The sequence below is a fragment of the Paenibacillus sp. FSL M8-0212 genome (assembly GCF_038004645.1).
Lineage (GTDB): Bacteria > Bacillota > Bacilli > Paenibacillales > Paenibacillaceae > Paenibacillus.
The window spans coordinates 620,212-643,043 of record NZ_JBBORP010000001.1 but is presented as its reverse complement, the minus strand read 5'-3'; the positions used below and the strand labels follow the sequence as shown (position 1 = coordinate 643,043).

Below are 22,832 nucleotides of genomic sequence, written 5' to 3'. Positions count from 1 at the left end.
ATCGCAAGTAGACGGGAATATTCATACCTCCTAATCATGGGATTCACAAGGGAGAATACATGGAAGTGGATTAACCACAGAGAATCATGCGACCTTGGAAGACGAATTCATTGCGTACATCTATGATTCCCTTTGTTGGTTGGATACATGGAATCCATCTACCTGCATGAGATGTAGTGGGCTGAACAACTATGGAATAACCGTTATTGAAGAACAGGATGTTTTGTTGAAGTTTCATCAACTCATTCGGGCCTGGATTGATCTATTTAACCATGCGACTGATCCGATTGTTCTAACAGGGAGTTACTGTGTTGATGGAGAAGAACGGAAGGGCTACTACGAGAAACTCGTGTACAACAAAGTTGAATTAATCAACGAATTAAACAAGCTTGCGAACATGGCAAAGTATGCTGAGGTAAATGGGAAATGTATTGTGCATTTTGGGATATAAATCGATAGAAAAGGTTCCTGATTAAAATCGTAAGCTGTTGAGAAGCAACTCAACAGAGAGGAGCAAGAGTAATGACTAGTCGTGTTGTAGTTACGGGTGGAGCTATTATTCGAGATCATATGGGGAGGGTTCTGCTCCAAAAGAGATCAGATTATGGAGATTGGGGATTACCTGGTGGTAGTATGGAGCCAGGTGAACGAATCGAAGAAACCATGATTAGAGAAGTGAAAGAGGAAACAGGGCTTGAGGTGAGTTCTTATGAATTGGCCTCCATTTACACGGGCGAGAGGATGCACTATACGTATCCGGATGGAAATGAAGTAGTATTTGTAATGTTTTTATTTGACGTTATTGCGGAGTTGGAAGGAAAACTCTGTGATGATCAGGTAACTCTTTTATTTGAAGATGAACAAAAGGAGTCATTACAGCTTGTTTTTAAAAGTGTGGATGAGATTGATATTTCCACAATTAACAAGGTGCAGAAGCCTATATTTGTAGACTTGAAGCAAGGAGAGTCTAAATTACTACGCAAGTGACAGCGTTAATAGAATAACTCAAAATGATTTGAGGTTAGATTATGATGAAAAACATGGAATTAATTCAACCTTTTATTCCAGCATTTTCTGTTCAAAATTTGGAGTGGCTTGCTGGGTTGAATCTGTATATAAAACAAGACAAATATTATGAAAATATTTTGATAGCAGATATTACATTTTTAACGAAATTCTCTAATGTTACATATGAATTACTTTTTAGATTCACTAATATTGAAAATTTTCATTATAAGCCTCATGGTGTTCTAGTTCAGATAAGTGGGTTTAATATTAAAGATCTGAAAGACCACGGATATCATCCAATGAAATATTACGTTGAGGACTATGAGGACGGAATATTAGGATTTTATTGTGAGGATATTGGATTGATACATGTACAAGAGAGTGAGCACTTAGCTTTGTAAATCATAGAACATCATAATTGAGCCTTTTAATAAAGAAAGGAGTATTTACATTGCCTTGGCCTATGGTTCATTTTGCAATTGCATCCGAGTTGATATCAGATCCATCCCCTGAATTATTATTGGGAAGTCTCGCTCCAGATTCCATTCACGTAAGAACTAATCTTCGTACTGAGAAGGCAAAAACCCACCTCATGCCAGAGGCAGGAAGATTCGCAACAGACGAAGAGCTTCAAGCCTTTTTTGAGTCCAACAAGAAGTTGGCTTATATTGATCCCAAATTCATGCAATATCTGTGCGGTTACATCGCCCATATCTATACGGACCGCGTGTGGACATTCGATATTTACCCTGCGTATGAAGCCAACCCCAATGGAAGAAGCTTGTATACGAAGGATGTCACGAAGCTGGAGTTTATGATTTTACGGAATTGGAACAAGGCCAACGATTGGTTAAGTGAGCTGAAAGTAGGGAGAGCATTTGATTTAGGTGGATTGCTGGAATCTGAGGTGTATCAGTATAGGGGAGAGAAACTGGCGTTTTTAGCTAACCCTGACAACCAACCTTTGGGTGACTTAAATATTTTATCTATGGAAGCTATGGACAAGTTCATACATAAAACGGCGTTAGCGCTAAAACAATTGTATACAAAATGGAATGTGTATGAAGATTTACGCAGCACTGTGTAAGCAAGGGAGGGATTTACCTGAAGGTATACAGGAAACAAGTCCGCAAAATTGTAGTGAATGATACACTTTTCCTGTACGTTGTGGATGAGCAAGCATACGATATTGTTATTCGGATCTATTCAAATACATTTAAATCTACATTTGTAGAGTTTGATGTGGCTTGGGAAGATACATGGGATATATTTGTGTATGAACCTAAACTGATATCCAACCTTATTCAATATGCAATAAAACGTGGGTGGGACTATCAACAGAAGAATAACAAAATGAAATTCAACAACGCGACCAGCATTGTAAGAGTTTTAATGGCTGATAAACAAACAGGACTATAAGGGACTTGGACACAAATTAAAAGGACGTCTACTATCCCAAATTCACCTAATTCTAAATTAGAAAGTATATGTAATGAAAGGTATGGTCTCCAGTTATTTTTGCATCAGAGAATCACATAAAGGAGGATTTAGGATGGCTATGGACATTGTTATGACGCTTGAACCGCATGGCTGGCTTGATATCCTGGTTAAACCCAATCAGGGAGAACAAATTGAGATCCCAGTTTCTTTTTTGTCGGATGCGGTTGATGAGATAGCACGTCAATTCGTTGCATTGCACAACGGAGCCACGGAGGTAACCATGACCATGCAGACCGAACCTGGAGAATATCGCTTCTGGATCAAGAAACGTTCACAGCTAATCGTTCAATTCATGGTGTATGAGATGAGTGATAATTTTAGTCCGAAAGCCGTTACAGAGGGGCGATTACTTATGTCGGAGGAATTAACCCTAGTCAAGTTGACCAAGCTGTTCTACAGAGAGCTAAGCAAATTGAAGGAAATGGGACTGGAGGAATATCACAAACGGTGGAGTTTTGATTTCCCACTGGATGCCTATGAGCGGATAGGAAGGGTCGTCCAGATCCGATGAAATCGAATGTTTTTGACGAGAAGGAGGAGTGACATGGCGAACATACATAAGGGAAGGTACTCAGCACAGATTGAGGGAGAATTTGTTGTTTTTATCATCGGAATGAGGATCAATCGTCTGTGGGCTATACATAAATGGCTGCCTGTCTTAAAGTCCATGGGCCCGATGATTAAAGAACTGTATATGAATCCGGAGACCGGATTTCTGAGTACAGAGTATTTTATAAGCTGGCGTGGGGTGACGCTACTCCAATACTGGCGCTCTTACGATGAGTTGGAGAAATACGCACGGGGCGGATTACACTTGGAAGCTTGGAAAAGATTCAACAGATCCATTGGTACTGACGGAACAGTAGGAATTTATCATGAGACATACAAGGCTCAGTCAGGTTCCTTTGAGAGCATATACGCCAACATGCCCAAATTCGGATTAGCTAAAGCGTCTGACCATGTGCCTTCGACAGGGAAAATGGAGACATCCAGACGCAGAATGGGCGGAGAGAGTGACCCGGCAGTGAAAGCACCAGAGAATCCTTAAAGTGGTGAATAGAGAGGAGCGTGTTATGAAGGCTAAACTTCGACCAGAAGATGTACATTCAAATCAGCTTAGCTGGTTGTGTATTGAACCGATGCTTGTTTCTGTACGGGGCAGAGATATGGCAGCCAAAACAGAGATATACCGACAGTTACACGAAGGGCAACAAGCTTTATTTCTGTTCTATTCCTATCATAATCACACGAAGAGTCTGGCAGAATTTTATTGGTTTTCGGCATATAACATCATTGAGATCAAGAGTTGGAATGGAATTAAAAAAGGGATGCACTTTTTTCATTTAGATGAAATGGTAACTGTACTGGACCAGATAGAAAGTCTGATCACGGACAAAAACAGAGTGGATGAAGTGTGGCGTGAGGTACTGCCAACGGATCTGGAGAAGGACCCGATCTTGCTCCAGAGAACAGAGGCATTATATGCTGCATATCAGACTGTGGCACAAGCAGCTATTGCACACATGAATGAGATAATCCTGCAAGATCAGGAGATGTATCTGGAGATTGAGTAAGGTTATATGAATGCATAGGGGCTACTCATGAGTGAGTAGTCTTTTTATCATGTCTGAGAACATTGGCTGCACATCATCGCTTTTTATTTTTATGCTAGAATGGATAGCAGGAAAAAAGCGGAAGAGTTAAATTTCTCAAGTAGGTAAGGAGAACAAGTATGAACGAGGAAGAACTGCTACAGTTATACGGATTGGAGCCTGATGACATCCATCGAGAGCCGATCCGAGAACTATTGAAACAGGAGATTGAGAACCGAAAGTCAGTCAGACTTTATTTTATCTGGAAAAAATGGACGGGGGGCAGGCCCATGAGGAGTTGCTTTACCTTAAATAGTGCGAGCCGTATGATTTTGTTGATTTTTCCAAAGCGGAATGGGTCTCAGACTATAAACAATATTACGGTGTTTGATATATGTGCACACTGGAAGGAGAGGTACTATGCCAAGTTTGCATGACAACATCATATTAAGCTACGAAGTCGATTTAGAGAACGAAAGGATAAGGATGTGTACTCGTTCGAGTCATGATGTGCCGAAAAATATGGATGTCTTATTCTCTGGTGTAATGGCCCATGCGTTTGATACACCGCTGCATGGCAGTATTATTTTGGATCTCGATGAGTGGGACGTAGAGCATTTTATCCCTCATAATCGAGAGTTGTTAGAGTTGGGGAAGGGCTACGGTTGGCCTGTCAGTTATGTTTCCTATGAGGAATTACAAACTCGGCTAATAGAAGAGAAATACAAGTACATGGTGATCTCATCCTCCTATGGATTGAGTGGTTGGGTTTTGGCGAAGAACATAGAAATATCGGTTAAAGAAACGGGGTGAATGGTATGGAGCGTGAGAACACGCAGCATGGTAGCAAGAGGGGCGCGGGACTAAGAGCGGGAATTGTTGTGCTTGTTGTTCTGTTCGTTATTCTAGTAATGACCAATCCAAACGAAGAAGATTTTGTTGCATGGCTCGCAACTGAACATAACATCCATTCTTCGTATAATGTGAATGAAGGCAGGACGTTTGTGCAGAAAATCGATGGTGAGGGAAGGAATCTTCATGTTAAAGGTGGACATATACAGCATATGGGGATCTTTTCAACATATAGTTACCTTTTCTCTGATCATGAAGAAAAAGAGATCCAGATTGAAGCGGTCGGCATAATGAATATGCTATTTAATAGATAGCTAGATTGATTGTTGACAGTTACAAAATTTAGAATAAGGTTCTACTGATAACCACGCGCTTTGCATGATGTAACTCTTGCAGAGAAGCGTGGTTTTTGCGTGAAAAGCGCTAGAAACAGAGATGTTTTACTTCGTTTATTCGCAAATTCCACATTATGGGTTATGATGTACCTTGAGAGAAAATTTTACATACATAGGATGTCTCTATTTAAATAAAAGGCATTGAAGATCTTTATTAGGGGAGTGTTATTCATGATTAAATGGAGTGTTGATGATGAAAAAGTTAACTGTAATTTCATTATTATTTCTACTTCTGGTGGCCTGTCAGAACCAGGAATACACTGAAGATGCACAATCGATAGATTCCTCGGCACGAAGTGTCACAGAAAAAGAGGCACAACAGGATGAAGAAATATCGACATCCCAAGAGAATGAAGACATCCCACCAGAGTATCTCGATGAAACAAACTATACAGGGGACAAATTGGAAATCGTCAAACTTATGAATGCCCGTATGCGTTATTTATACGAAGAGGATGAAAAAGCATATATGAGTTTGATTGATCCTAAATCTCCTATATCAGGCATGGGAAGATACAAAGTTCTCAAGGTTACTTCCATGAGTGACATAACTATACAGGAGCAAAGGAAACTCTATCAGGCAGTGGTGATAGTTAACGAGTTAAATGAGAACAACGAAGAGTATAGCAATACCATGGTGTTTTGGAAAAAGAAAGAAGATGGCGATTCTGCGCAATGGGTTATTGCAGATATCGATTAATAACCTAGTGTCTGACACATGGAAGATCCATATCTTCACACAAACTAAAGGATGATGTAATGATGACAAGGCGATTAATACTGATTGAAGGATTACCGGGTTCAGGCAAGTCAACGGTTGCCCAAATGGTATCCGAAATTTTAAAGGGAAGAGGCAAGGAGGTACAACTATTTCAAGAAGGCAACCTGGATCACCCTGCTGATTACGAGGGCGTATCTTTTTATTATGCTGGAGACTTCGAAGCTTTATTGAAAACGCATGAAGATTACAGAGAGATTCTGGAAAGCAATGCGACTGCCCATGATCAAGGTTTCCTAATTCCATACCGTAAGATGAAAGAACAATGGGGAATAGAGCTTCCCGATCACCTTCTACAGGATATTTTCAGCCGAGATATTTACGAAATTCCTTTTGAACAAAATGTTAAACTGATCACCGAGAAGTGGCAAGATTTCGCCCAAAACGTGTTAAACACGAATGATGATTGCATCACGATATTTGAGTGTTGTTTTATCCAGAATCCACTAACCATGGGTCTCGTAAAATGCAATCAACCCAAAGAGCAGAACGTGCAGTATGTATTGGAACTGGGTCGTATCATTCATGCTCTGAATCCACTTCTCATCTATATCGACCAGAAGGATATATCCTATACCTTTGATAAGGCAGTTAGTGAAAGACCAAAAGAATGGTCAGAGGGATTCATTAATTATTATACGAACCAGGGTTTGGGGCAGGCACAGGGTTATCAGGGTGTTAAAGGTACGGTACAGGTTTTGCAGGAAAGAAAGAAGCTGGAGTCCGAAATCTATGGGTTACTTCAGATGGATAAGGTATGGCTGGATAATTCGGATTATGACCGCGAGGCTTGTAGGCACAAGCTAGAAAAGATTCTGGACTAACCTTAATGAAATACGAATACATACCGGAGGACAGTTTGATGACATTTTATGAAGTAGCCTTAATTGCAACAACCGCAATCTTAATTATTATAGGTGTTCGAAGCAAATGGAAAGTAATTCTTAGATGGGGCATAGCCAGTTTAATTTTATTGCTCGTACTCATTATTCCCTCATTCATCATGGGATTCATGGACGGATTTGCTGATGGATGGTCAGCGAGATGACCACTGCAGATAACAATAATATATCGTATGAACAAAATAACAACAAATTCAACTTCCGTGTGGCAGGTATTGTTATGGATGCGGGAAGAGTTCTTTTGCATACGACTGAACAGGATGATTTCTGGAATCTGCCCGGAGGGCGGGTGGAATTGAACGAAACAACAGAAGCGGCTATTGTGCGAGAGATGATGTAGGAACTGGGTGTTCATGTAGAAGCGCAAAGGCTCGCATATGTTAGTGAAGATTTCTTTGAATATGATGGCCTGAAGTATCATGAAGTTGGTTTTTATTATGTCATCACATTGCCGGAAGCCCATAAGCTTTATAGTGAAATAGAATTCAAAGGTCTAGAGGATAACGGTAAGTTAATCTTCCGATGGTTTTCCTTGGACGAACTGGAGCGAATGGAAGTCTATCCTGTGTTTTTGAAAAAGGAACTGAGTAACCTTCTTGATGCAAAAGGCATCAAACACTTCATTCAGAAATAGAGGAATAGGTGCCTATGGACATTACATTTATTCGTCATGGTCATGGCGAACACTTGATGGATTACCCAAACCAATTAAATTGCCTGCATCCTGGTCTCACTGAATTGGGAAAAAGTCAGGTCATAGCGTTGCGAAAACAAATGGTTTTTGCACCTGAAGACGTCATTTTGGTCAGTCCAACAAAACGTACTATTGAAACAGCACAACTTCTGATCCCTAACAAAAATCTTGTGTTCTTAAGCCCGCTGGTTGGCCCAAGAATGTTTCCTCAGAATCCAGAGTTTGTACCTTTCGTCTGCGATCAGACCTACTCCAAGGAAGAACTCAGCCATCAGTATACTGACTTAAAAATGGTTGAGTTAGGATTGGATTGTTGGGAAGAGAGTATTAATCAGATGGATGCACGTCGATTCAAGATATTAGCTGAGCAGCTTCTTGAATGGTGCAGGCAACAGAGCGGCAATACGTTTATCATTTCCCATGATGGTACGATATCGAACTACAGGATGGTACTCGGAGAAGAAGGGTTAACCAAAAGTGATTTTCTTGGTGAAGCAGGGCAGTACACGATCAAGAACTTTTAACTTTTAAAGGAGATCCCGACAATCTCTTTTACTACACATTAGACAAGGATCTGCTTTATAAGCGACTATAACTGCACTTAGGGGGATTTTCAATGAAGTTATCGGATTATGAGTATCTAACTTTGGCTCTGGAAGAAGCAGAACAATCATTTACTGAAGGAACGTATCCGATTGGTGCGATAATCGTGGATGTGGATGGGATTGTCGTGAGTAAAGGCCGGAACCGAGTCTTCTCGGATTGCGACCCCACCGCACATGCTGAGGTGGATGCCATTCGTCGGGCAGGAAAACATTTGCTGGATGTAGAGAAGAAGAAATTCTCGAAGAAGAAAGACTTGACGCTTTATACTACCTGTGAGCCTTGTCCCATGTGTTCATGCACCATATTAATGTCGGGGATTAAGAAGATTGTATGGGCAGCAGATGATGAAGAATATGGCGGGCTTCGACGTTTCAAGGAAGGGCCTCATTTTATCCATATGTTCGACACGCTATCCTGTGTTGCAGCACCATACCTTGATCTGGAAAATAAACAGAGAGCATTGCTCGCCAAATGGAATATTGGTAGAGGTTTGCTTAATACAGAGTGGGAGATTCCGAAGCAATGATCTTTTTTATAAAGGGGATGAATACACATGGAATTCGTGGGAGAGAAGGTAAGAATAACAACGGTCACAGAGCAGGACCTCGACTTCATATGTCAACTTGAATGTGACGCAAACATATGGAGCTTTGAGGAAACTGTTGAAACGGATGATGAAAAGGTCCGTGAGAAATATCGAAGTCATTTTGCTGTCGCAGATGATAAACCGTATGCCTATGATTTTGTTATACGCCGCTTGAATGATCCGGAAGATACACCCATTGGTATCGTTCAGATGTGGAGTTATGTGGATTACCGAAAAAGCTGGGAGCTTGGATACGGTGTGCTTTCAGAATACGCAGGCAACGGATATGGGAGCGAGGCTACACGTCTTTTGTTACAATTTGCGTTTCAAGAGTTACAAGCTCATAAGGTCGTCGGCATGTGTAATTCACAAAACGTTCGCTCAGCAGCACTGATGCAGCATTTGGGTATGACACGGGAGGCCGTCTACCAGGAAGAACTATGGTGGAACAATCAGTGGACAGACCAGTATTTTTTCTCGATTTTGGATAGAGAGTTTAAGCAAGTCTAATAGGTACGGGAGGAAGTCAGATGACTACGTTGGTTCTGTTAAGTGATTTGCTCTTCGAGTCTAATGATAAATTGAATCAGAGAATACGAAGCTTATTCAACAGTGAACAGCCTTCCATCGGATATATCCCTTCGTGCTCTGACCCGGAGCGGAAATATTATGAACATACTAAACGTTATTATAATCAAATAGGAATAGATAACCTGCAATATTATGATCTTGATCTGGAGTATGAGGAGAGCACATTTGGCTCTATTTTCGAATGTGATGCGATTCATCTATCCGGCGGAAATACGTTTTATTTTCTAAGTTTATTACAGAAGAGAAATGTGCTTGGTTTGCTGCGTTCCTATGTGAAGAGTGGCGGCATTCTGATCGGGGTCAGCGCAGGAAGTATTCTGACTACACCTACCATAGATATAGCGGGATATGGGGAAGATGCTGATGAAAACAATGTAGATCTGAAAGATATGCAAGCACTGGGACTCGTTGATTTTGAGTTTGCACCGCATTGGGACGGTTCGGAAGATACCCTGAATTCATTAAGAGAGTATACCCGTGTTAATCGTACGGCTGTTTATGTGTGCCAAGATGGTGGCGGGCTTGTAATTGATGGTGAAAGCGTAGAGTTATATGGAAATGTGAGTCTCGTAGATTACAGAGAGAGTGGGTCTGTTGATGAGTAATATTACGGTCTATCATTATGATGCTTTCTCTACCGTTCCCGGTCAAGGTAACCCGGCGGGAGTGGTTTTTGATGCTGATCATTTCAGTGAGACGGAGATGCAGCAGATCGCTTATAAGGTTGGTTTTAATGAGACAGTATTTGTGTTGAATTCTGAAGTAGCTGACGTCAGATTACGTTATTTTACGCCGGGCCATGAGATTAATCTGTGTGGTCATGCCACAATGGCATCACTGTATGGTTTGAAGACGCGTGGGATGTTGAGTGACAAAGAGCTAATCACGATTGAAACCAATGTAGGTACATTACCCATACGATTTGAGTGCAATGCCGACACCATTTACATGGAAATGAAACAGGATCAGCCGCAGTTTATACCATTCCAGGGGGATATCGAGAAGCTGGTAAGCGCCATAAACCTAACTCTGGATGATGTCGACCTTTCTACGCCAATCGTTTATGGAAGTACAGGAGCCTGGACGTTATTAATCCCGATTCGTGAACTGAACTCCTTTATGAAAATGAAACCGGATTCTTCCCTGTTCCCAGGAATTTTAATTGAGAATCCCAAAGCTTCCCTGCATCCCTTTTGTTTCGAAACCCGTGATTTCGATGCGATGATGCATGTCAGACATTTTTCATCACCATACTCTGGTACGACGGAAGATCCAGTGACTGGAACAGCCTCCGGGGTGATGGGTGCTTATTATTTAACTTATGTGAAACCGGAGATCGATGAGGTACAGTTTGTGATAGAACAAGGGCATGAGATGGGAAGAGATGGAAAGGTTCAAGTGAGTGTGATTCGGGATGGTGAGGATATGGATGTCAGAATCAAGGGAACAGCTGTTTTTGTGCGTGAACTGAACGTTGAATTGGACAGCTGAACATATACGAAAGCAAAAAGCGTGAAGGGAGATTAACATGTTGCAAATTTTTGATATTCGGCAGAAGCTGGACGTGCTGTAAGAGGCAGTAAAATATTTCTGGAAACAATGGGGTTCGGAATCAAGCTTCCACACACTTTAGAGCTTTGTTTTGAATTCGGGAGGAATGAACCTATGATTACCGAGATTAATAAGCATGATTTCCACAAAGTAAAACATCTCACGGACTCGTGTCAGAATATTGAAGTCAAGGCGGTGGCGTCTGGCTTGAATCCGGGACGGATCTATGTCGATGATGAAGAGAATATCACTGCAGCACTAATTTGGATACATGGACAATCTGGTTTTCAGTTGATCGGAGACGCTCGAAGTGAACCCTTTCTGCATGAATTGAAAGAGTTCATGCGGGAAAGTATTGAACCTGAGTTATTGAACTTACATATGCATGCCGTTGAAATTGGTGTGGTGGACGAGTCCTGGGAAGATATTCTTCAGCACATCTCAGGGAAAAGAGAGATATCCAGTGACATTCAGCATGTACTCAAATTGAATCCAGATCCGATAAGTCATCAAGTTCCTATCGACAGATGTGCTTCTCAGGACGAGGAAGTCAGAATTCTCAGGATAGATGAAGTACTATCAGGAGAGAAAAGATATAACAATTTTCCTTTTCTGAAGGAAAAAATCACACATTTCTGGACAACAATAGATGATTTTTTACAGCATGGCTTTGGCTATATTGCAGTGCAAAACGATGATATCGCGAGTGTTTGCTTGTCGGCATTTATTGCGAATCAGACACATGCGGTTGATATTGAAACGGTTGAACTCTACCGAAGAAGAAATTATGGTGCGATGGTGGCAAAAGCTTTTGTAGAAGAATGCGGTCGTGTAGGTATACATCCGTATTGGGATTGTTCACCGGACAATGCGGGCTCAATTCGTCTGGCACAGGGTGTTGGCATGTCACTGGATTTTAACTATAGAGTTTACTGGTATGATCTATCCACGTAGATAGGTATGGGATATGAAGGAGGATGTGCAGTGAGCGAATCATTAGAGGATCAGATTCAATTTCTCATTGAGATTGATAAACTCAAAACGATTGAACGAAAGACGAGAATTATGCACGGTGAGAGACTTGAAAATGATGCGGAGCATTCTTGGCATCTGGCGATGATGGCCTTGGTTTTGCAGAGTCATGCCAACAAGAATGTGGATATCCTCAAAGTCATTAAGATGCTTCTCGTTCATGATCTGGTCGAGATTGATGCCGGAGATACGTTCGCTTATGATACGGTGGGACACACGGATAAATATGATCGTGAACTCAAAGCAGCTTATCGACTGTTTGGTATATTGCCTAAGGAACAGGCGGAAGAACTACTCCAGTTATGGTTAGAGTTTGAAGCAAAGCAGACGCCTGAAGCACAATTTGCCTCATCTCTCGATCGGTTGCAGCCTCTTATCCACAATCATCAGAATGAGGGAGATACGTGGCAGAAATATAACATTACAAGTGAACAGGTGTTAAACAGAAACCGTGAAATTGCAAACGGTTCCGAAACATTGTGGGAGTATGCGCAGCAGCTTATTCAGAAATCCGTGGATCAGGGAATCTTGACCAAATCATAAGGGTACGTTTCACGTATGCACTTTGAAGATGGGGGAGAAGCATGGATGGGATATATCATGGAGCTAAGAAAACTGGTGGGCCCGCGTCCTCTAATTATGGCGGGCTCATGTGTACTCGTTTTCAACGAGGAAGGTCACCTGTTGCTACAAAAACGTACAGATAGCTTGGATTGGGGGACACTTGGGGGATCAATGGAACCCGGGGAGTCTTTGGAGGAAACAGCTGCGCGGGAATTGTATGAAGAGGCCGGACTGAGAGCGGAATCGTATAAACTCATTAGCATTTTTTCAGGTGAGGACATGTACTATCAGTATCCACATGGTGATGAAGTTTACAACGTCATGGCTGTTTATGAAGCTGCAGGTATCAAGGGCAGCCCAACCATTATGGATGATGAAGGGCTGGAACTCCAATATTTTGATCTGAATCAGCCGATCCCTGAGATCAATCCGTTTACGGAATATGTGTTGAAGAAGGCAGGATATATCAGAACTTAATAGTAAGAAGGAGGAGTATTATGACACAGGACTTCTATTGTGATGAGGTACTGAGTGGTAAAACGCAAGTCAAAGTTGTCATGGAAACAAATAACGTTATGGCTTATCATCACACTCGGCCATACTACAAGCATCACATTGTTGTAATTCCCAAGATTCATATTCAATCCTTCATTTCAGAAGAGGAAGAGAATAATGATGAGCTGCTCTTAGAAATGATGCAGGTCATTAAAAAAGTAGTTGCTGACTTGTTAGCTCAGACAGGCTCATCGAAGATTGTAACTAACTTGGGCAGTTATCAAGACTCGAAGCATCAGCATTGGCATATAGTCAGTGGTGAACGAACTTAGGAAACTGTATACCGGATTAACAAACTTCCACCGTTCACATACGGATGTGGAAGTTTTTTTGTTTTGAACCACTAAGCACACCGAATGACTTTTACATCCACCAAAAAAGTTAACTAAGGGAAAATATGCTAGAATAGGGAGTGATATTTTAATAGGTTCATTAGGAGGAAGAATAATAATGATGGTTGGTTCTATAGTTACGATATTTGCAATGTTAATTAATGTGCTGTTATACGGACTGGGTGTGTATGCACTGATCCTGTTTATTAAGCTGGCCCGGCGTGGGATTCAGGCACTGGATATCTACCTGTATGAGAAACGCGGAGAGCGGTTCTAACGTTCACCAGATCACATTCGAACAGGATTATCATTTTTCTCTCAGTGTTTTATCTTTACTAATCTAGTATGATTAACGCATCATTCCAGTAAAGAGAGGTTCATGACATGGATGCTTTTTTAGAGCAAATTAACGAGTTAAACGAGCTTCAGAAAGACTTGGTCAGCCTACATCCTTTGTTTGCAGAACATTATCCAGTGGTTGTAGCCTATGAAGCTTTATTATATATCTATGATTATTCGTCCAAAACGCGGCAATATGAGTGGGTGAAAACGGTTCCGGACGATTTATATATTCCAGATGAATGCCTTGCCGCTATGCCGGTGCATCATATGAACGGACGAATGTGTGCGATCGTAACGGATACAGCGTTCAAAGATCTGGAGCAGAAAGTTTATCTGTTCCACGAATATGTTCATTGTTATGTATATGAGAAATATGATGAACGGATCGTCAACCGTCTCAAGATTAAGCATAAAATGGACGAACTGAAGCGCGTGACATGGGAACTGGATTATGAATTTCCGTATGAAGATGAAATTGTTGTGGAGCGGATTAACTCATTGTTGACTGCTTTGAAGAGTAAAGACCTGACACTAGTACACACGGCTAGAAAGGCGTTGTTCACTTCATTAAATGAAGAGCAAGCCGAGTACTGGAGCTGGTTGGAGTGGAACGAGGGTTACGCGCGTTATATTGAGAATCTGATTCGGGCAAAATTTGGACAGGAAAGCAATCATTTTGGAGATACAGCTCCGTTTAATCGTCTGGTATTCTATGAGTGTGGGTCGGAATACATTAGTCTGCTTGTGAAGGAGCACCCGGAGTACCATATGGATCTGGAGCAGCTGTTTGACCGAATGCAATTGGAGAGAACACAGGGTTAATTACGCAATTACGATGAAAAAGGACTAGCATAACGGAGTCTCACTATTTAAGCGATCTGTACGTTGCAGCAGTAGGTTATATCATTTTTTCTAAGTATGGTAGAATACTTGCCGACAAAAAGGAGATCAACTCTATGCCGTTACCTATGGTTCATCTCAATATCGCTAATCGAATTGCAGACTCGCTGCAAATGCAGGCTGCACAAGGTTCATTCTATCTGGGGAACATCGCCCCGGATTCCATACATATGCGTGAAGGCACAACTAGAGAGGATAAGGAATACACCCATTTTAACCCAAAAGATAATGGAGATTACGTTGGTGAACTGAAGGATCTTTATTCATTCTATATGCAACAACTTACCGATGAAGGATGGAAGTGGTTTGTGCGAGGATACTTTATGCATGTGCTGACAGACTATTACTGGTTCCGGAGTGTGCATCCTGAATTCGTCGAACGGGTCAACAAGGTAGATCAACATACAGGCATTAGTAGATCGAAGGATGAACTGTCGCGTTTATATTACCAGGAGACGGACCAGATCGATTTTAATCTCTATCAAGGCTCAAGTTGGAGTGAAGAAGTGTGGCAGGTGCTTAACGGTTCATCAGGCTATGACATGGCGGATCGTTTAACTGCGGATGAGATTGTTCGCTGGCGGGATCACACGTTTTCTTTTCTTAATGGGGAAGAACCGGGAATTACTCCTGAGTTCATTACGGGTGAGAGAGTTCAGTTATTTGTGGAAGAGACCGTAGAGCGACTGATCGCTTTGTTGTCTTCATGGGATCCGGAGTTAGTAACTGGATATGACTACAGATAGTTTAGTGCAGTTGAGTCATTAGAAACTGTATCTATTACTTCTCTGTTCATTACTTGTCTATTTAACACGAAGTCAGGGGGGCACGCAGTATGGTGAGATATGCAGGAGTGTTGTTAATAGTCGTCATTGCCACGTTCATTGCAGGGTGCAACAAACCGAATGAATCGAACGCGAAAGAAGGGCTTCCTGTACTGATCACCTTAACGTGTAATCCAAACCTCACTTTGGAACCATGCCAAGATGTTAAGTTTGATCGATCTGACGAGATTCGGATCATGATGGAGGCCATACATAAGGCTGTGCGTTTGCCGGGCATTCTTGATTATGGTACAGAGTACGTCATGAGCATAACAAATGCGGACAGCTCGATAACACGGTATGATTTTTCATTAGGAATGGATCCCAAGATGCAAGGCCTGTTGGTAAACCAGGAAGACTCGCATACTGGATATAGCATTCCTCTTGAGGATTCGAATCAACTAAGAAGACTGATTCAGCGACGTACAGATTAAGAAGGTATATGGAACGGAGAAGAACCTGTGGATGACAAAATTACCATTGAACCTTTGACATGGTCAGATGTAGATGGAGTGTATCAGGTGTTCGAAACAACCATTCCCGCAGCATTTGATCAGGAGGGAATAGGCTCGCTTCTGGATGATATTCAGGATGAAATAACACACAAAGAAGCGATGATTCACAAGGCATTGCAAGCAAAAAACAACATCAAAGCAAGTGTATTTTTCCTTGTCGCCAAAATGGGAGATGTTATTGTAGGCACAATCTCGTATGGACCGTGTGGTGAGGAGATTCGAGAATGTACAGAGGGCCGGCTGAACGATATCGGAGAACTGGGTAGCCTTTACGTGTTGCCCGATGCTCAAGGTCAGGGGATTGGTTCGGCGCTCATTCTTGCACTGGTTACTGAACTGCAACGGCTGGGAATTCAGCAATTCTGCCTGGATAGCGGTTACCAGATCGCACAGAAGAAGTGGCAACGCAAATTCGGTGAACCCTATGTCGTGGCAAAGAACTACTGGGGCGAAGGAACTGACCATATGGTTTGGCTGTGTGAAGTACAGGATTTTATAGTAAAATGAAACGTACAAAAGAGATGACGACCTGTATTGTATAGGGGTCATCTCTTTATCTTTTTGCATCGATCGTGAACGATTGTTCGTACAGTGTACCATGTGTGTTTTTATGTACCCGAGGAAAAAAGGAGTGAACATATGTCAATCCAGTGGAATACACCCGAGCAACGGCTGTCCCCTCATGCGGTAAACTTGTGGAGAATTAGCGCCATCATATGGAATGTGATAGGCTTTCTAATTCTTGCCGTACTGTTAATACTCGACTCCATCTATGGATGGAAGACGTGGATTGGTTGGATTTTGTGGGGCGTCACGGCCATATCTGTACTATATGCGGTGTGGGATATTTTCATCCAGCCGTCATGGTTATACAAGCATTGGTACTATGATGTGAATGAGGAGTTCCTGCAATTGAAGCGTGGGGCGCTAACCAAGGTACACCAGATCATCCCCATGGCGAAAGTGCAATCGGTTACAACAAATCAGGGACCTTTGATGCGAAAATATGGACTCTATTCCGTATCGGTTGGCACGATGGGTTCATCACATGAAATCGCCGCCTTGCCAGAGGAAGTTGCGCTTGCACTTCGTCATCAGATTGCGTCCTATGCGCGGATTAATGAGGTGGATGAATGATCGATATGAAGCGACATCATCCATTAACCATGCTGTGGAGTCTGTGGAAACTGGTGAAGAATTCGTTCGCCATCATCCTGTTTTTGTTTGTCTTCCGTCAGGGCTCAGAGTCCCAATGGCTCTTCTATGGAAGAATCGCCTTTTATGCAGGGATTTCCATCGGCATCGTGTCGATCATCTGGAAGTGGTTCACTTCTCGTTATACAGCAGACGATAAGGCCTTTCACATCTACAGTGGTGTGTTCAACCGTACTCGAAGAACGATACCGTATACCAAGGTCCAGAACGTGAACCGACATACGACGCTGTTTCATCGGTTGTTCCGCGTGACGTCGATTCGATTCGAGACCGGAATCAAGGGAGAAGATGCTACCTTCCAGTTACACGTTGTTTCATTTTCCGAAGCGGAGCAGTTGGAGAAGATTGTAGCGGGTTATCTGGCAGAAGATGCAGAAACAGTAGGAGCAACAGAGGAACGTGATACGTTGGATGCAGTTCAGGATATGGAAGAGGGAGAGACGCAATCCGCCCCTGTTATAACTGATGAAGCCATGTCTCTACCTGCAAAAGAAAAACAGGAACGGATTGTTCATTATCATTCTACCCGCAAGGACATATTCAAAGCATCCTTTACCTCGCTTAGTTTTCTCGTACTGATTCCGGTCCTGGCTACGCTCTATTCCTGGGTGAAGGATTTCTTCCCCGATGAAGAAGTAACGGAAAGTATATTATTAACCTGGCTTGATTCCTGGTGGATTGCCAGTTTGATGATTTTGGTTTTGTTGATCATATCTATTGCTCTGGGCATAGTCAGAACCTTCGTAAAGTATGGCAATTTCCAGATCACCTCGGATGCCAAGCGGATCTATATCTCGAAGGGCATGATGGAGCAAACGTCATTTTCAATCCTGAAAGAGCGCGTTCAGGCCGTGAAAATCACTCAGTCACCGATGAAAAGGCTGCTTGGACTGGCGGAAGTAGAACTGACCACTGCAGGTAGTCTGGGAGAATCCGAGCAGGAGGTGAACTCGCTCTATCCCTTCTTGCCTGTGAAGCAAGCCTATACCCTGATTGAGGAGATCCTGCCATCCTATCGGGTTACGCAAGAGATGGAAAAACTTCCACGAATATCACTATGGCTGCGCCTGCTCAAACCAAGCTGGGGATGGATCATGATCACGGGTTTATTGTGGTATTTCAAACCAGTGGTGTTTGGGCAGAAACATGCCTGGTTGATGATTTCCGCGATTCTGCTTGTGTGGATTGCAACATGCAGAGTGATGGACTTTTTCCATACCCGATACATTCTGCATCAGAATTTCATCCAACTTCGAACCGGTGCACTTACTTCAACACTCTTCATCTCCAAACGTGAGAAAGTCATCGAAGTGCAGATCACTCGTAATGTGTTACAACGTTGGTTCGGTGTGGCTTCCATTCATACCGTAAACCGCGCCAAACCAGTACTGCATCATTGGGCACATGACATTTCCCTGGATACGGCGAAATCATTTCAATTATGGTACATGGGACGTACCCAAGATGTTCAGACCCGTTAATTGTAAGAGCAAGTGCAGGAAGACCAAACAAGGTTATTCTGTACTTGCTCTTTTTAATTGAAGACAGAGGAGGAAGAATAATTTGATTAAAGCTGTGTTCTTTGATGTGGACGGTACATTGCTGAGCGAAATAGATCGGAGTTTATCACCGCGTACAGCTGAGTCGATCCGGGAGTTGATTCGTAAAGGCGTTCAAGTCGTACTCGTCACAGGCAGGCCCTATAATTTATGCGAAGAATTCAGAAATCTCGGAATCGATACGATCATTTGGGCTAATGGGGCATTGATCAAAGCAGGTGATGAAGTGATACATAAGTCTGTACTTTCAGCACAGATGGTTAGAGCATTCAGTGAGTTTGCCGAGTTGCATGGGCACAGTATTTCATATTTTACAGAGTCATTTGAGACGAACGGGTTGTGTACAGCAGATGGTCGTGTTACTGAAGCCTTAAGTGATACGCTTGGACTCATGGATTTCCCGCAGAAAATCAGCACGTTGGAACAGGACGTATATTGCATTTGTTTATATGCGGATGAGGCGGAAACGGAGAAGTTCCAATCCAGATTTCCTTCTTTACGATTCGTGAGATTCCATCCGTATGTAGTAAATGTGCTGGAAGCGAGCGAAGTCAGCAAATCCATAGTCGCAGAGAGAGTTCTCGACTACCTGAAGATATCCAGAGAGGATACAATGGCCTTTGGTGATGGGGAGAATGATGTGGATCTGCTAGAGTATGCGGGAATCGGAATTGCGATGGGAAATGGCGGAGAACGAATTAAAAAAAGCGCCGATTATGTCACCCTGCGGGCAAGTGAAGATGGAGTCACCCATGCATTGAAGCAATTTAAGATTTTATGAGGATGGATCGGCTAAAAAGATGAATTATATCCAAATTGTGGATTTTCGTGTAGAATGAGATAGCACGTATTAAGCCCTAAAGCATAGGGTGTTGATCGAAGGGTGACTTATGAAAAAGGTTGTTATCGTAATCCTGTCTCTTGTTGTACTTGTTGGTGTATCCTCTTCCGCTTATGCTCATCCAGGCAGACTGGACAAGAACGGTGGACATAACTGTTCAGCCAAATCCAAGCAAAAGGGTCTGTGCACGGGTTATCACTATCACAAAAAGAAAAAATGAGAATGAGCTTTTACAAGATAAACCCAGCCAACGTTCAATGTATGGTTGGGTTTGCATGTGTACCATTGATTTAACATGTTGGAGGCGGTTACACCATGCGGATTCAGGAGATATCGGTATGGAATCATGACGAATTAGTGCCGATGCTGGCTGAAAGCTCCAGTGAGGGGTTCAGACATATCGAGCGATTAATCCATGAATATGAGAGAGGAATCAATACATTTGAGCAAGAAGGTGAAGCGCTTTTTGAATGCAGAATGCACGATAAGGTTGTTGGGATCTGCGGTCTGAACAGAGATCCTTATTCTAAAATGACGGATACCGGAAGAATTCGCAGGCTTTATGTGATGAGAGAATTTCGAAGACATGGGGTTGGGCGCAGGCTGATGGATGCGGTTATTCAAAAAGCGGAAAATCATTACGCTCGACTGGTTCTGTACACGGATCAACCGGTTGCTGGATCTTTTTATCACAACTTGGGATTTAGAGAAGTGACGAGTATGGAAAAGATAACGCATGTACTGGAATTGGGGGAGAAGGAAGATGGATCATATTAAAGCGGTTATTTTTGATTTGGATAATACGATTCTGAACAGAACGATGACCTTTGACGGCTTCACGCAGCGTTTAATCAAGACCTATTTTGGTCACCTTGAGTCAACTGAAGATATAAGTAAACGAATTATTGAACTCGACCAGGATGGTTATAAGGACAAACCCTTTCTGTTCAACGAGTTGCTGCATGAACTGCCTTGGGCAGAGCATCCGCCACATGCAGAACTGATGGAGTTCTATGGCAGAGAGTATGTGCGAAGTTCAGTTCTGATGGAACAGGCGCGAGAAGTGGTTCAGCATCTGCGGGGGAAATATCGAACCGGGTTAATTACCAATGGACAGACCGATATTCAGTATGGGAAAATCGATCAACTCGGTATCCGGGAGGATTACGACCATATTATTGTTTCAGAAGAGGCTGGAGTCAAAAAGCCCGACCCACGCATATTTCAGCTTGCGCTTGATCATTTCGGTCTAAGCCCAGAGCAATGCATCTACATTGGCGATCATCCCGTGAACGATATTGAAGGAGCAGCAAGCGTAGGCATGAGCACCATCTGGATGAAGGTCAACCAGCCGTGGCAAGACAGCATTACGTCGGGTCCTTTACATACGATTAAACATCTAAGTGAGCTAAAGGAATTGCTGTAGAAGGCAGTTATATAAATTGAATATAACATTTACACAAAACGTAGAGGACAGAAATAACCTAAAGAAGCGGAGCTAAAAGCTTTCTGAAAGAAAGCTACTTCGGAAGCATACACCTCGCCTTTATCCCCGGATTTTTCCCCTTAGGAAAGGAATCAAAAAATCTGGGGATAACAGCGATCGGAAGGTTGTTCTGTCAACGGAGTGGCTAGTGTAAATATTCTTTAGTTCAGTTTAAATAGATAAAGACTACTACAATCCCAGTTTGGAAAGCGAGGAACATATGGAGATTAGACAGATGGCTACAGCGTTTTTGAGCAATGGCTCAGACATGCTGATGATGAAGAAGGCGGGCAGCAGACTATTTGATTTTGAATTTTGGGGTGGCATTGGCGGGCATCTGGAACAAGGGGAACTGAACACACCCATGACCGCCAGCTATCGGGAGATTGAAGAAGAGACCGGGTTCAAGCAAGAGGATGTCGAACACTTTCGGCTTCGATATATTCTGTTGGAAGTTAACGGTGGTGAGATTTGGCAGCAGTTTGTATATTTCGGAGAGACCACGCATCGACATTTTGTGCCCTCGGATGAAGGCGAGTTATTCTGGATACCGCTGGATGAGGTGCTGGACTTACATTCGTCTATTCTGATCAAAGCAACGCTCAGGCACTATTTACAACACCCGGGAGCAGAAGACATCTGGATTGGCAACGTTCAGAGCGGAACAGACCTAAAGAACACTCCACAGGTAATATGGAACAGAATGCAGGAAACGGTATCATTTGAGCCAAAGGGGGTTAATCGATAATGTTGAAATATAGAATCGAAAGAAAAAAATTGAGATGGATAAATTACCTGTTGATCACTGTACTGATTGCTATCATTCTTCCGAGTAGTCATGTAGAGGCAGGCAGCACGATTACAGTGAAAACGAAGGTCCAATATTACAAAGGACAGCCATACATACATCTAACAGGTGGTAATAAATCTGTGACGGATAAACTGAACAAGACATTTAAAATCCACGCAGTGAAAGCGGCTCGCCTGGACAAAGAAGAAAAGAAATCAAACAAAAATTATTTCTACATTACCATGGCCAGTGTAAAATACAATGCAAAAGAAAAGTTATCTGTGGTATATGAAGATCATGTGTACACTGGCGGAGCACATGGAATGGATGCGACAAAATCATATAACTATGATTTAAGAACGGGGAAAGAACTGAAGCTAAGCGAGTATGTCAAAGACGATACTCAGATGGAGAAGGTAGAGAAATCAATCTCCAACAGTCTATTAGCTATGTATAATGCAGGAGTTTCTATTTTTGAAGAAAATATTTATGATTTTCAGCTTGATCAAACATCTGAATTCTTTTTATATGACAAAGGTATCATCATCCGATTCCACCCTTATGAGGTTGCACCCTACGCTAAAGGGTTTGTAGATATCAAAGTCCCATTCAGTAAATTCAACCAATAGAGTTTTTGCAATAAAAGGCATGATCCAGTTCAATGAGGTTATGTCTTTTTCTATTTATACAATCATTTGAAATAAATCCAACAATATCTGACATTTTCCCTGCATCAGAATGGTACTCTGATTTCCGGGATCACACCTTAACGCTCAGCGTATCCTTTATTCAGGCTGACCGTAGCAGAGTGTAAATGCTATG

At 42.3% G+C, this 22,832-nt stretch carries 35 protein-coding genes; all 35 read left to right on the top strand.

Features of this window, described 5'->3' with window-relative positions:
- Positions 1-94: 94 nt before the first annotated feature.
- The 35 genes from MKX68_RS02910 to MKX68_RS02740 all read left to right on the top strand — a co-directional run bounded on the left by MKX68_RS02910 (position 95) and on the right by MKX68_RS02740 (position 22,639).
- Positions 95-451 carry a hypothetical protein gene (locus tag MKX68_RS02910; RefSeq protein WP_340908941.1) on the top strand — a complete coding sequence of 119 codons (357 nt, stop codon included), beginning with the start codon at positions 95-97 and terminating at the stop codon, positions 449-451.
- Positions 452-522: 71 nt separating this feature from the next.
- Positions 523-987, top strand: a complete 465-nt coding sequence (locus tag MKX68_RS02905) for an NUDIX domain-containing protein (RefSeq protein ID WP_340908938.1) — start codon at positions 523-525, stop codon at positions 985-987.
- 53 nt (positions 988-1,040) lie between these two features.
- The gene (locus MKX68_RS02900) at positions 1,041-1,409 is read left to right on the top strand and encodes a hypothetical protein (protein WP_340908937.1); all 369 of its coding nucleotides are present in this window, start codon (positions 1,041-1,043) and stop codon (positions 1,407-1,409) included.
- A 50-nt stretch (positions 1,410-1,459) separates the two neighbouring features.
- Positions 1,460-2,095, top strand: coding sequence for a hypothetical protein (locus MKX68_RS02895; protein ID WP_340908934.1), 636 nt, complete (start codon positions 1,460-1,462; stop codon positions 2,093-2,095).
- An 80-nt stretch (positions 2,096-2,175) separates the two neighbouring features.
- On the top strand, positions 2,176-2,427 hold the full coding sequence (locus tag MKX68_RS02890) for a hypothetical protein (RefSeq protein ID WP_340908932.1): 252 nt from the start codon (positions 2,176-2,178) through the stop codon (positions 2,425-2,427).
- 133 nt (positions 2,428-2,560) lie between these two features.
- On the top strand, positions 2,561-3,019 hold the full coding sequence (locus MKX68_RS02885) for a hypothetical protein (protein WP_340908930.1): 459 nt from the start codon (positions 2,561-2,563) through the stop codon (positions 3,017-3,019).
- 33 nt (positions 3,020-3,052) lie between these two features.
- Entirely contained in the window at positions 3,053-3,556 is a 504-nt protein-coding gene (locus MKX68_RS02880; RefSeq protein WP_340908928.1) for a DUF4188 domain-containing protein, read from the top strand.
- Between the two features lie 25 nt (positions 3,557-3,581).
- Complete coding sequence (locus MKX68_RS02875; protein ID WP_340908925.1) at positions 3,582-4,082, top strand: hypothetical protein; 501 nt, start codon at positions 3,582-3,584, stop codon at positions 4,080-4,082.
- Between the two features lie 438 nt (positions 4,083-4,520).
- Positions 4,521-4,913 (top strand): hypothetical protein, encoded by a 393-nt coding sequence (locus tag MKX68_RS02870; protein ID WP_340908923.1) that lies wholly within the window; start codon positions 4,521-4,523, stop codon positions 4,911-4,913.
- Positions 4,914-4,918: 5 nt separating this feature from the next.
- A complete protein-coding gene (locus MKX68_RS02865; RefSeq protein WP_340908921.1) occupies positions 4,919-5,266 on the top strand; it encodes a hypothetical protein in 348 nt (115 codons plus the stop codon).
- A gap of 274 nt (positions 5,267-5,540) precedes the next feature.
- Positions 5,541-6,047 carry a hypothetical protein gene (locus MKX68_RS02860; RefSeq protein WP_340908919.1) on the top strand — a complete coding sequence of 169 codons (507 nt, stop codon included), beginning with the start codon at positions 5,541-5,543 and terminating at the stop codon, positions 6,045-6,047.
- Positions 6,048-6,109: 62 nt separating this feature from the next.
- Positions 6,110-6,949: a hypothetical protein gene (locus tag MKX68_RS02855; protein ID WP_340908916.1), complete on the top strand. Its 840-nt coding sequence runs from the start codon at positions 6,110-6,112 to the stop codon at positions 6,947-6,949.
- Between the two features lie 220 nt (positions 6,950-7,169).
- Positions 7,170-7,367, top strand: a complete 198-nt coding sequence (locus MKX68_RS02850) for an NUDIX domain-containing protein (protein ID WP_340908914.1) — start codon at positions 7,170-7,172, stop codon at positions 7,365-7,367.
- 308 nt (positions 7,368-7,675) lie between these two features.
- Entirely contained in the window at positions 7,676-8,245 is a 570-nt protein-coding gene (locus MKX68_RS02845; protein ID WP_340908911.1) for a phosphoglycerate mutase family protein, read from the top strand.
- 92 nt (positions 8,246-8,337) lie between these two features.
- Positions 8,338-8,853 carry a nucleoside deaminase gene (locus tag MKX68_RS02840; RefSeq protein ID WP_091033118.1) on the top strand — a complete coding sequence of 172 codons (516 nt, stop codon included), beginning with the start codon at positions 8,338-8,340 and terminating at the stop codon, positions 8,851-8,853.
- Between the two features lie 27 nt (positions 8,854-8,880).
- Positions 8,881-9,423, top strand: a complete 543-nt coding sequence (locus MKX68_RS02835; RefSeq protein WP_340908908.1) for a GNAT family N-acetyltransferase — start codon at positions 8,881-8,883, stop codon at positions 9,421-9,423.
- Between the two features lie 20 nt (positions 9,424-9,443).
- Complete coding sequence (locus MKX68_RS02830; protein ID WP_340908905.1) at positions 9,444-10,109, top strand: Type 1 glutamine amidotransferase-like domain-containing protein; 666 nt, start codon at positions 9,444-9,446, stop codon at positions 10,107-10,109.
- The gene (locus MKX68_RS02825) at positions 10,102-10,995 is read left to right on the top strand and encodes a PhzF family phenazine biosynthesis protein (RefSeq protein WP_340908904.1); all 894 of its coding nucleotides are present in this window, start codon (positions 10,102-10,104) and stop codon (positions 10,993-10,995) included. Before MKX68_RS02830 ends, MKX68_RS02825 begins: the two co-directional genes overlap by 8 nt.
- A gap of 174 nt (positions 10,996-11,169) precedes the next feature.
- The gene (locus MKX68_RS02820) at positions 11,170-12,009 is read left to right on the top strand and encodes a GNAT family N-acetyltransferase (RefSeq protein WP_340908902.1); all 840 of its coding nucleotides are present in this window, start codon (positions 11,170-11,172) and stop codon (positions 12,007-12,009) included.
- A 30-nt stretch (positions 12,010-12,039) separates the two neighbouring features.
- Positions 12,040-12,630 carry an HD domain-containing protein gene (locus MKX68_RS02815; RefSeq protein ID WP_340908900.1) on the top strand — a complete coding sequence of 197 codons (591 nt, stop codon included), beginning with the start codon at positions 12,040-12,042 and terminating at the stop codon, positions 12,628-12,630.
- 57 nt (positions 12,631-12,687) lie between these two features.
- Positions 12,688-13,128, top strand: coding sequence for an NUDIX hydrolase (locus MKX68_RS02810; RefSeq protein ID WP_340908898.1), 441 nt, complete (start codon positions 12,688-12,690; stop codon positions 13,126-13,128).
- A 20-nt stretch (positions 13,129-13,148) separates the two neighbouring features.
- Positions 13,149-13,478, top strand: a complete 330-nt coding sequence (locus MKX68_RS02805; RefSeq protein ID WP_340908896.1) for an HIT domain-containing protein — start codon at positions 13,149-13,151, stop codon at positions 13,476-13,478.
- 178 nt (positions 13,479-13,656) lie between these two features.
- Entirely contained in the window at positions 13,657-13,815 is a 159-nt protein-coding gene (locus MKX68_RS02800; RefSeq protein WP_162158967.1) for a hypothetical protein, read from the top strand.
- A gap of 107 nt (positions 13,816-13,922) precedes the next feature.
- Positions 13,923-14,702 carry a hypothetical protein gene (locus MKX68_RS02795; protein ID WP_340908894.1) on the top strand — a complete coding sequence of 260 codons (780 nt, stop codon included), beginning with the start codon at positions 13,923-13,925 and terminating at the stop codon, positions 14,700-14,702.
- 134 nt (positions 14,703-14,836) lie between these two features.
- The gene (locus tag MKX68_RS02790) at positions 14,837-15,526 is read left to right on the top strand and encodes a zinc dependent phospholipase C family protein (RefSeq protein WP_340908892.1); all 690 of its coding nucleotides are present in this window, start codon (positions 14,837-14,839) and stop codon (positions 15,524-15,526) included.
- Between the two features lie 89 nt (positions 15,527-15,615).
- A complete protein-coding gene (locus MKX68_RS02785; RefSeq protein WP_340908889.1) occupies positions 15,616-16,038 on the top strand; it encodes a hypothetical protein in 423 nt (140 codons plus the stop codon).
- 27 nt (positions 16,039-16,065) lie between these two features.
- Positions 16,066-16,626 (top strand): GNAT family N-acetyltransferase, encoded by a 561-nt coding sequence (locus MKX68_RS02780; protein ID WP_340908887.1) that lies wholly within the window; start codon positions 16,066-16,068, stop codon positions 16,624-16,626.
- 132 nt (positions 16,627-16,758) lie between these two features.
- Positions 16,759-17,256 (top strand): PH domain-containing protein, encoded by a 498-nt coding sequence (locus MKX68_RS02775; RefSeq protein ID WP_340908885.1) that lies wholly within the window; start codon positions 16,759-16,761, stop codon positions 17,254-17,256.
- A complete protein-coding gene (locus MKX68_RS02770) occupies positions 17,253-18,815 on the top strand; it encodes a PH domain-containing protein (RefSeq protein WP_338592653.1) in 1,563 nt (520 codons plus the stop codon). The genes MKX68_RS02775 and MKX68_RS02770 overlap by 4 nt, the downstream gene beginning before the upstream one ends.
- A gap of 82 nt (positions 18,816-18,897) precedes the next feature.
- Positions 18,898-19,674, top strand: coding sequence for a Cof-type HAD-IIB family hydrolase (locus MKX68_RS02765; RefSeq protein WP_338592656.1), 777 nt, complete (start codon positions 18,898-18,900; stop codon positions 19,672-19,674).
- Positions 19,675-19,783: 109 nt separating this feature from the next.
- Positions 19,784-19,954, top strand: a complete 171-nt coding sequence (locus MKX68_RS02760) for a YHYH domain-containing protein (protein ID WP_094030640.1) — start codon at positions 19,784-19,786, stop codon at positions 19,952-19,954.
- A gap of 95 nt (positions 19,955-20,049) precedes the next feature.
- Positions 20,050-20,511, top strand: a complete 462-nt coding sequence (locus tag MKX68_RS02755) for a GNAT family N-acetyltransferase (protein ID WP_338592666.1) — start codon at positions 20,050-20,052, stop codon at positions 20,509-20,511.
- Positions 20,498-21,160 (top strand): HAD family hydrolase, encoded by a 663-nt coding sequence (locus MKX68_RS02750; protein WP_340908882.1) that lies wholly within the window; start codon positions 20,498-20,500, stop codon positions 21,158-21,160. The genes MKX68_RS02755 and MKX68_RS02750 overlap by 14 nt, the downstream gene beginning before the upstream one ends.
- Positions 21,161-21,455: 295 nt before the next feature.
- Positions 21,456-21,968: an NUDIX domain-containing protein gene (locus tag MKX68_RS02745; protein ID WP_340908881.1), complete on the top strand. Its 513-nt coding sequence runs from the start codon at positions 21,456-21,458 to the stop codon at positions 21,966-21,968.
- Entirely contained in the window at positions 21,968-22,639 is a 672-nt protein-coding gene (locus MKX68_RS02740) for a DUF3298 and DUF4163 domain-containing protein (protein ID WP_340908879.1), read from the top strand. The genes MKX68_RS02745 and MKX68_RS02740 overlap by 1 nt, the downstream gene beginning before the upstream one ends.
- Positions 22,640-22,832 lie beyond the last annotated feature (193 nt).

Excerpts from the sequence above, each read along its gene's own strand:
- MKX68_RS02905 (WP_340908938.1), top strand. The coding sequence starts at position 523 with ATGACTAGTCGTGTTGTAGTTACGGGTGGAGCTATTATTCGAGATCAT.
- MKX68_RS02900 (WP_340908937.1), top strand. The coding sequence starts at position 1,041 with ATGGAATTAATTCAACCTTTTATTCCAGCATTTTCTGTTCAAAATTTG.
- MKX68_RS02885 (WP_340908930.1), top strand. The coding sequence starts at position 2,561 with ATGGCTATGGACATTGTTATGACGCTTGAACCGCATGGCTGGCTTGAT.
- MKX68_RS02880 (WP_340908928.1), top strand. The coding sequence starts at position 3,053 with ATGGCGAACATACATAAGGGAAGGTACTCAGCACAGATTGAGGGAGAA.
- MKX68_RS02875 (WP_340908925.1), top strand. The coding sequence starts at position 3,582 with ATGAAGGCTAAACTTCGACCAGAAGATGTACATTCAAATCAGCTTAGC.
- MKX68_RS02870 (WP_340908923.1), top strand. The coding sequence starts at position 4,521 with ATGCCAAGTTTGCATGACAACATCATATTAAGCTACGAAGTCGATTTA.
- MKX68_RS02865 (WP_340908921.1), top strand. The coding sequence starts at position 4,919 with ATGGAGCGTGAGAACACGCAGCATGGTAGCAAGAGGGGCGCGGGACTA.
- MKX68_RS02860 (WP_340908919.1), top strand. The coding sequence starts at position 5,541 with ATGAAAAAGTTAACTGTAATTTCATTATTATTTCTACTTCTGGTGGCC.
- MKX68_RS02855 (WP_340908916.1), top strand. The coding sequence starts at position 6,110 with ATGACAAGGCGATTAATACTGATTGAAGGATTACCGGGTTCAGGCAAG.
- MKX68_RS02850 (WP_340908914.1), top strand. The coding sequence starts at position 7,170 with ATGACCACTGCAGATAACAATAATATATCGTATGAACAAAATAACAAC.
- MKX68_RS02845 (WP_340908911.1), top strand. The coding sequence starts at position 7,676 with ATGGACATTACATTTATTCGTCATGGTCATGGCGAACACTTGATGGAT.
- MKX68_RS02840 (WP_091033118.1), top strand. The coding sequence starts at position 8,338 with ATGAAGTTATCGGATTATGAGTATCTAACTTTGGCTCTGGAAGAAGCA.
- MKX68_RS02835 (WP_340908908.1), top strand. The coding sequence starts at position 8,881 with ATGGAATTCGTGGGAGAGAAGGTAAGAATAACAACGGTCACAGAGCAG.
- MKX68_RS02830 (WP_340908905.1), top strand. The coding sequence starts at position 9,444 with ATGACTACGTTGGTTCTGTTAAGTGATTTGCTCTTCGAGTCTAATGAT.
- MKX68_RS02825 (WP_340908904.1), top strand. The coding sequence starts at position 10,102 with ATGAGTAATATTACGGTCTATCATTATGATGCTTTCTCTACCGTTCCC.
- MKX68_RS02820 (WP_340908902.1), top strand. The coding sequence starts at position 11,170 with ATGATTACCGAGATTAATAAGCATGATTTCCACAAAGTAAAACATCTC.
- MKX68_RS02810 (WP_340908898.1), top strand. The coding sequence starts at position 12,688 with ATGGAGCTAAGAAAACTGGTGGGCCCGCGTCCTCTAATTATGGCGGGC.
- MKX68_RS02805 (WP_340908896.1), top strand. The coding sequence starts at position 13,149 with ATGACACAGGACTTCTATTGTGATGAGGTACTGAGTGGTAAAACGCAA.
- MKX68_RS02800 (WP_162158967.1), top strand. The coding sequence starts at position 13,657 with ATGATGGTTGGTTCTATAGTTACGATATTTGCAATGTTAATTAATGTG.
- MKX68_RS02795 (WP_340908894.1), top strand. The coding sequence starts at position 13,923 with ATGGATGCTTTTTTAGAGCAAATTAACGAGTTAAACGAGCTTCAGAAA.
- MKX68_RS02790 (WP_340908892.1), top strand. The coding sequence starts at position 14,837 with ATGCCGTTACCTATGGTTCATCTCAATATCGCTAATCGAATTGCAGAC.
- MKX68_RS02785 (WP_340908889.1), top strand. The coding sequence starts at position 15,616 with ATGGTGAGATATGCAGGAGTGTTGTTAATAGTCGTCATTGCCACGTTC.
- MKX68_RS02775 (WP_340908885.1), top strand. The coding sequence starts at position 16,759 with ATGTCAATCCAGTGGAATACACCCGAGCAACGGCTGTCCCCTCATGCG.
- MKX68_RS02770 (WP_338592653.1), top strand. The coding sequence starts at position 17,253 with ATGATCGATATGAAGCGACATCATCCATTAACCATGCTGTGGAGTCTG.
- MKX68_RS02760 (WP_094030640.1), top strand. The coding sequence starts at position 19,784 with ATGAAAAAGGTTGTTATCGTAATCCTGTCTCTTGTTGTACTTGTTGGT.
- MKX68_RS02755 (WP_338592666.1), top strand. The coding sequence starts at position 20,050 with ATGCGGATTCAGGAGATATCGGTATGGAATCATGACGAATTAGTGCCG.
- MKX68_RS02750 (WP_340908882.1), top strand. The coding sequence starts at position 20,498 with ATGGATCATATTAAAGCGGTTATTTTTGATTTGGATAATACGATTCTG.
- MKX68_RS02745 (WP_340908881.1), top strand. The coding sequence starts at position 21,456 with ATGGCTACAGCGTTTTTGAGCAATGGCTCAGACATGCTGATGATGAAG.
- MKX68_RS02740 (WP_340908879.1), top strand. The coding sequence starts at position 21,968 with ATGTTGAAATATAGAATCGAAAGAAAAAAATTGAGATGGATAAATTAC.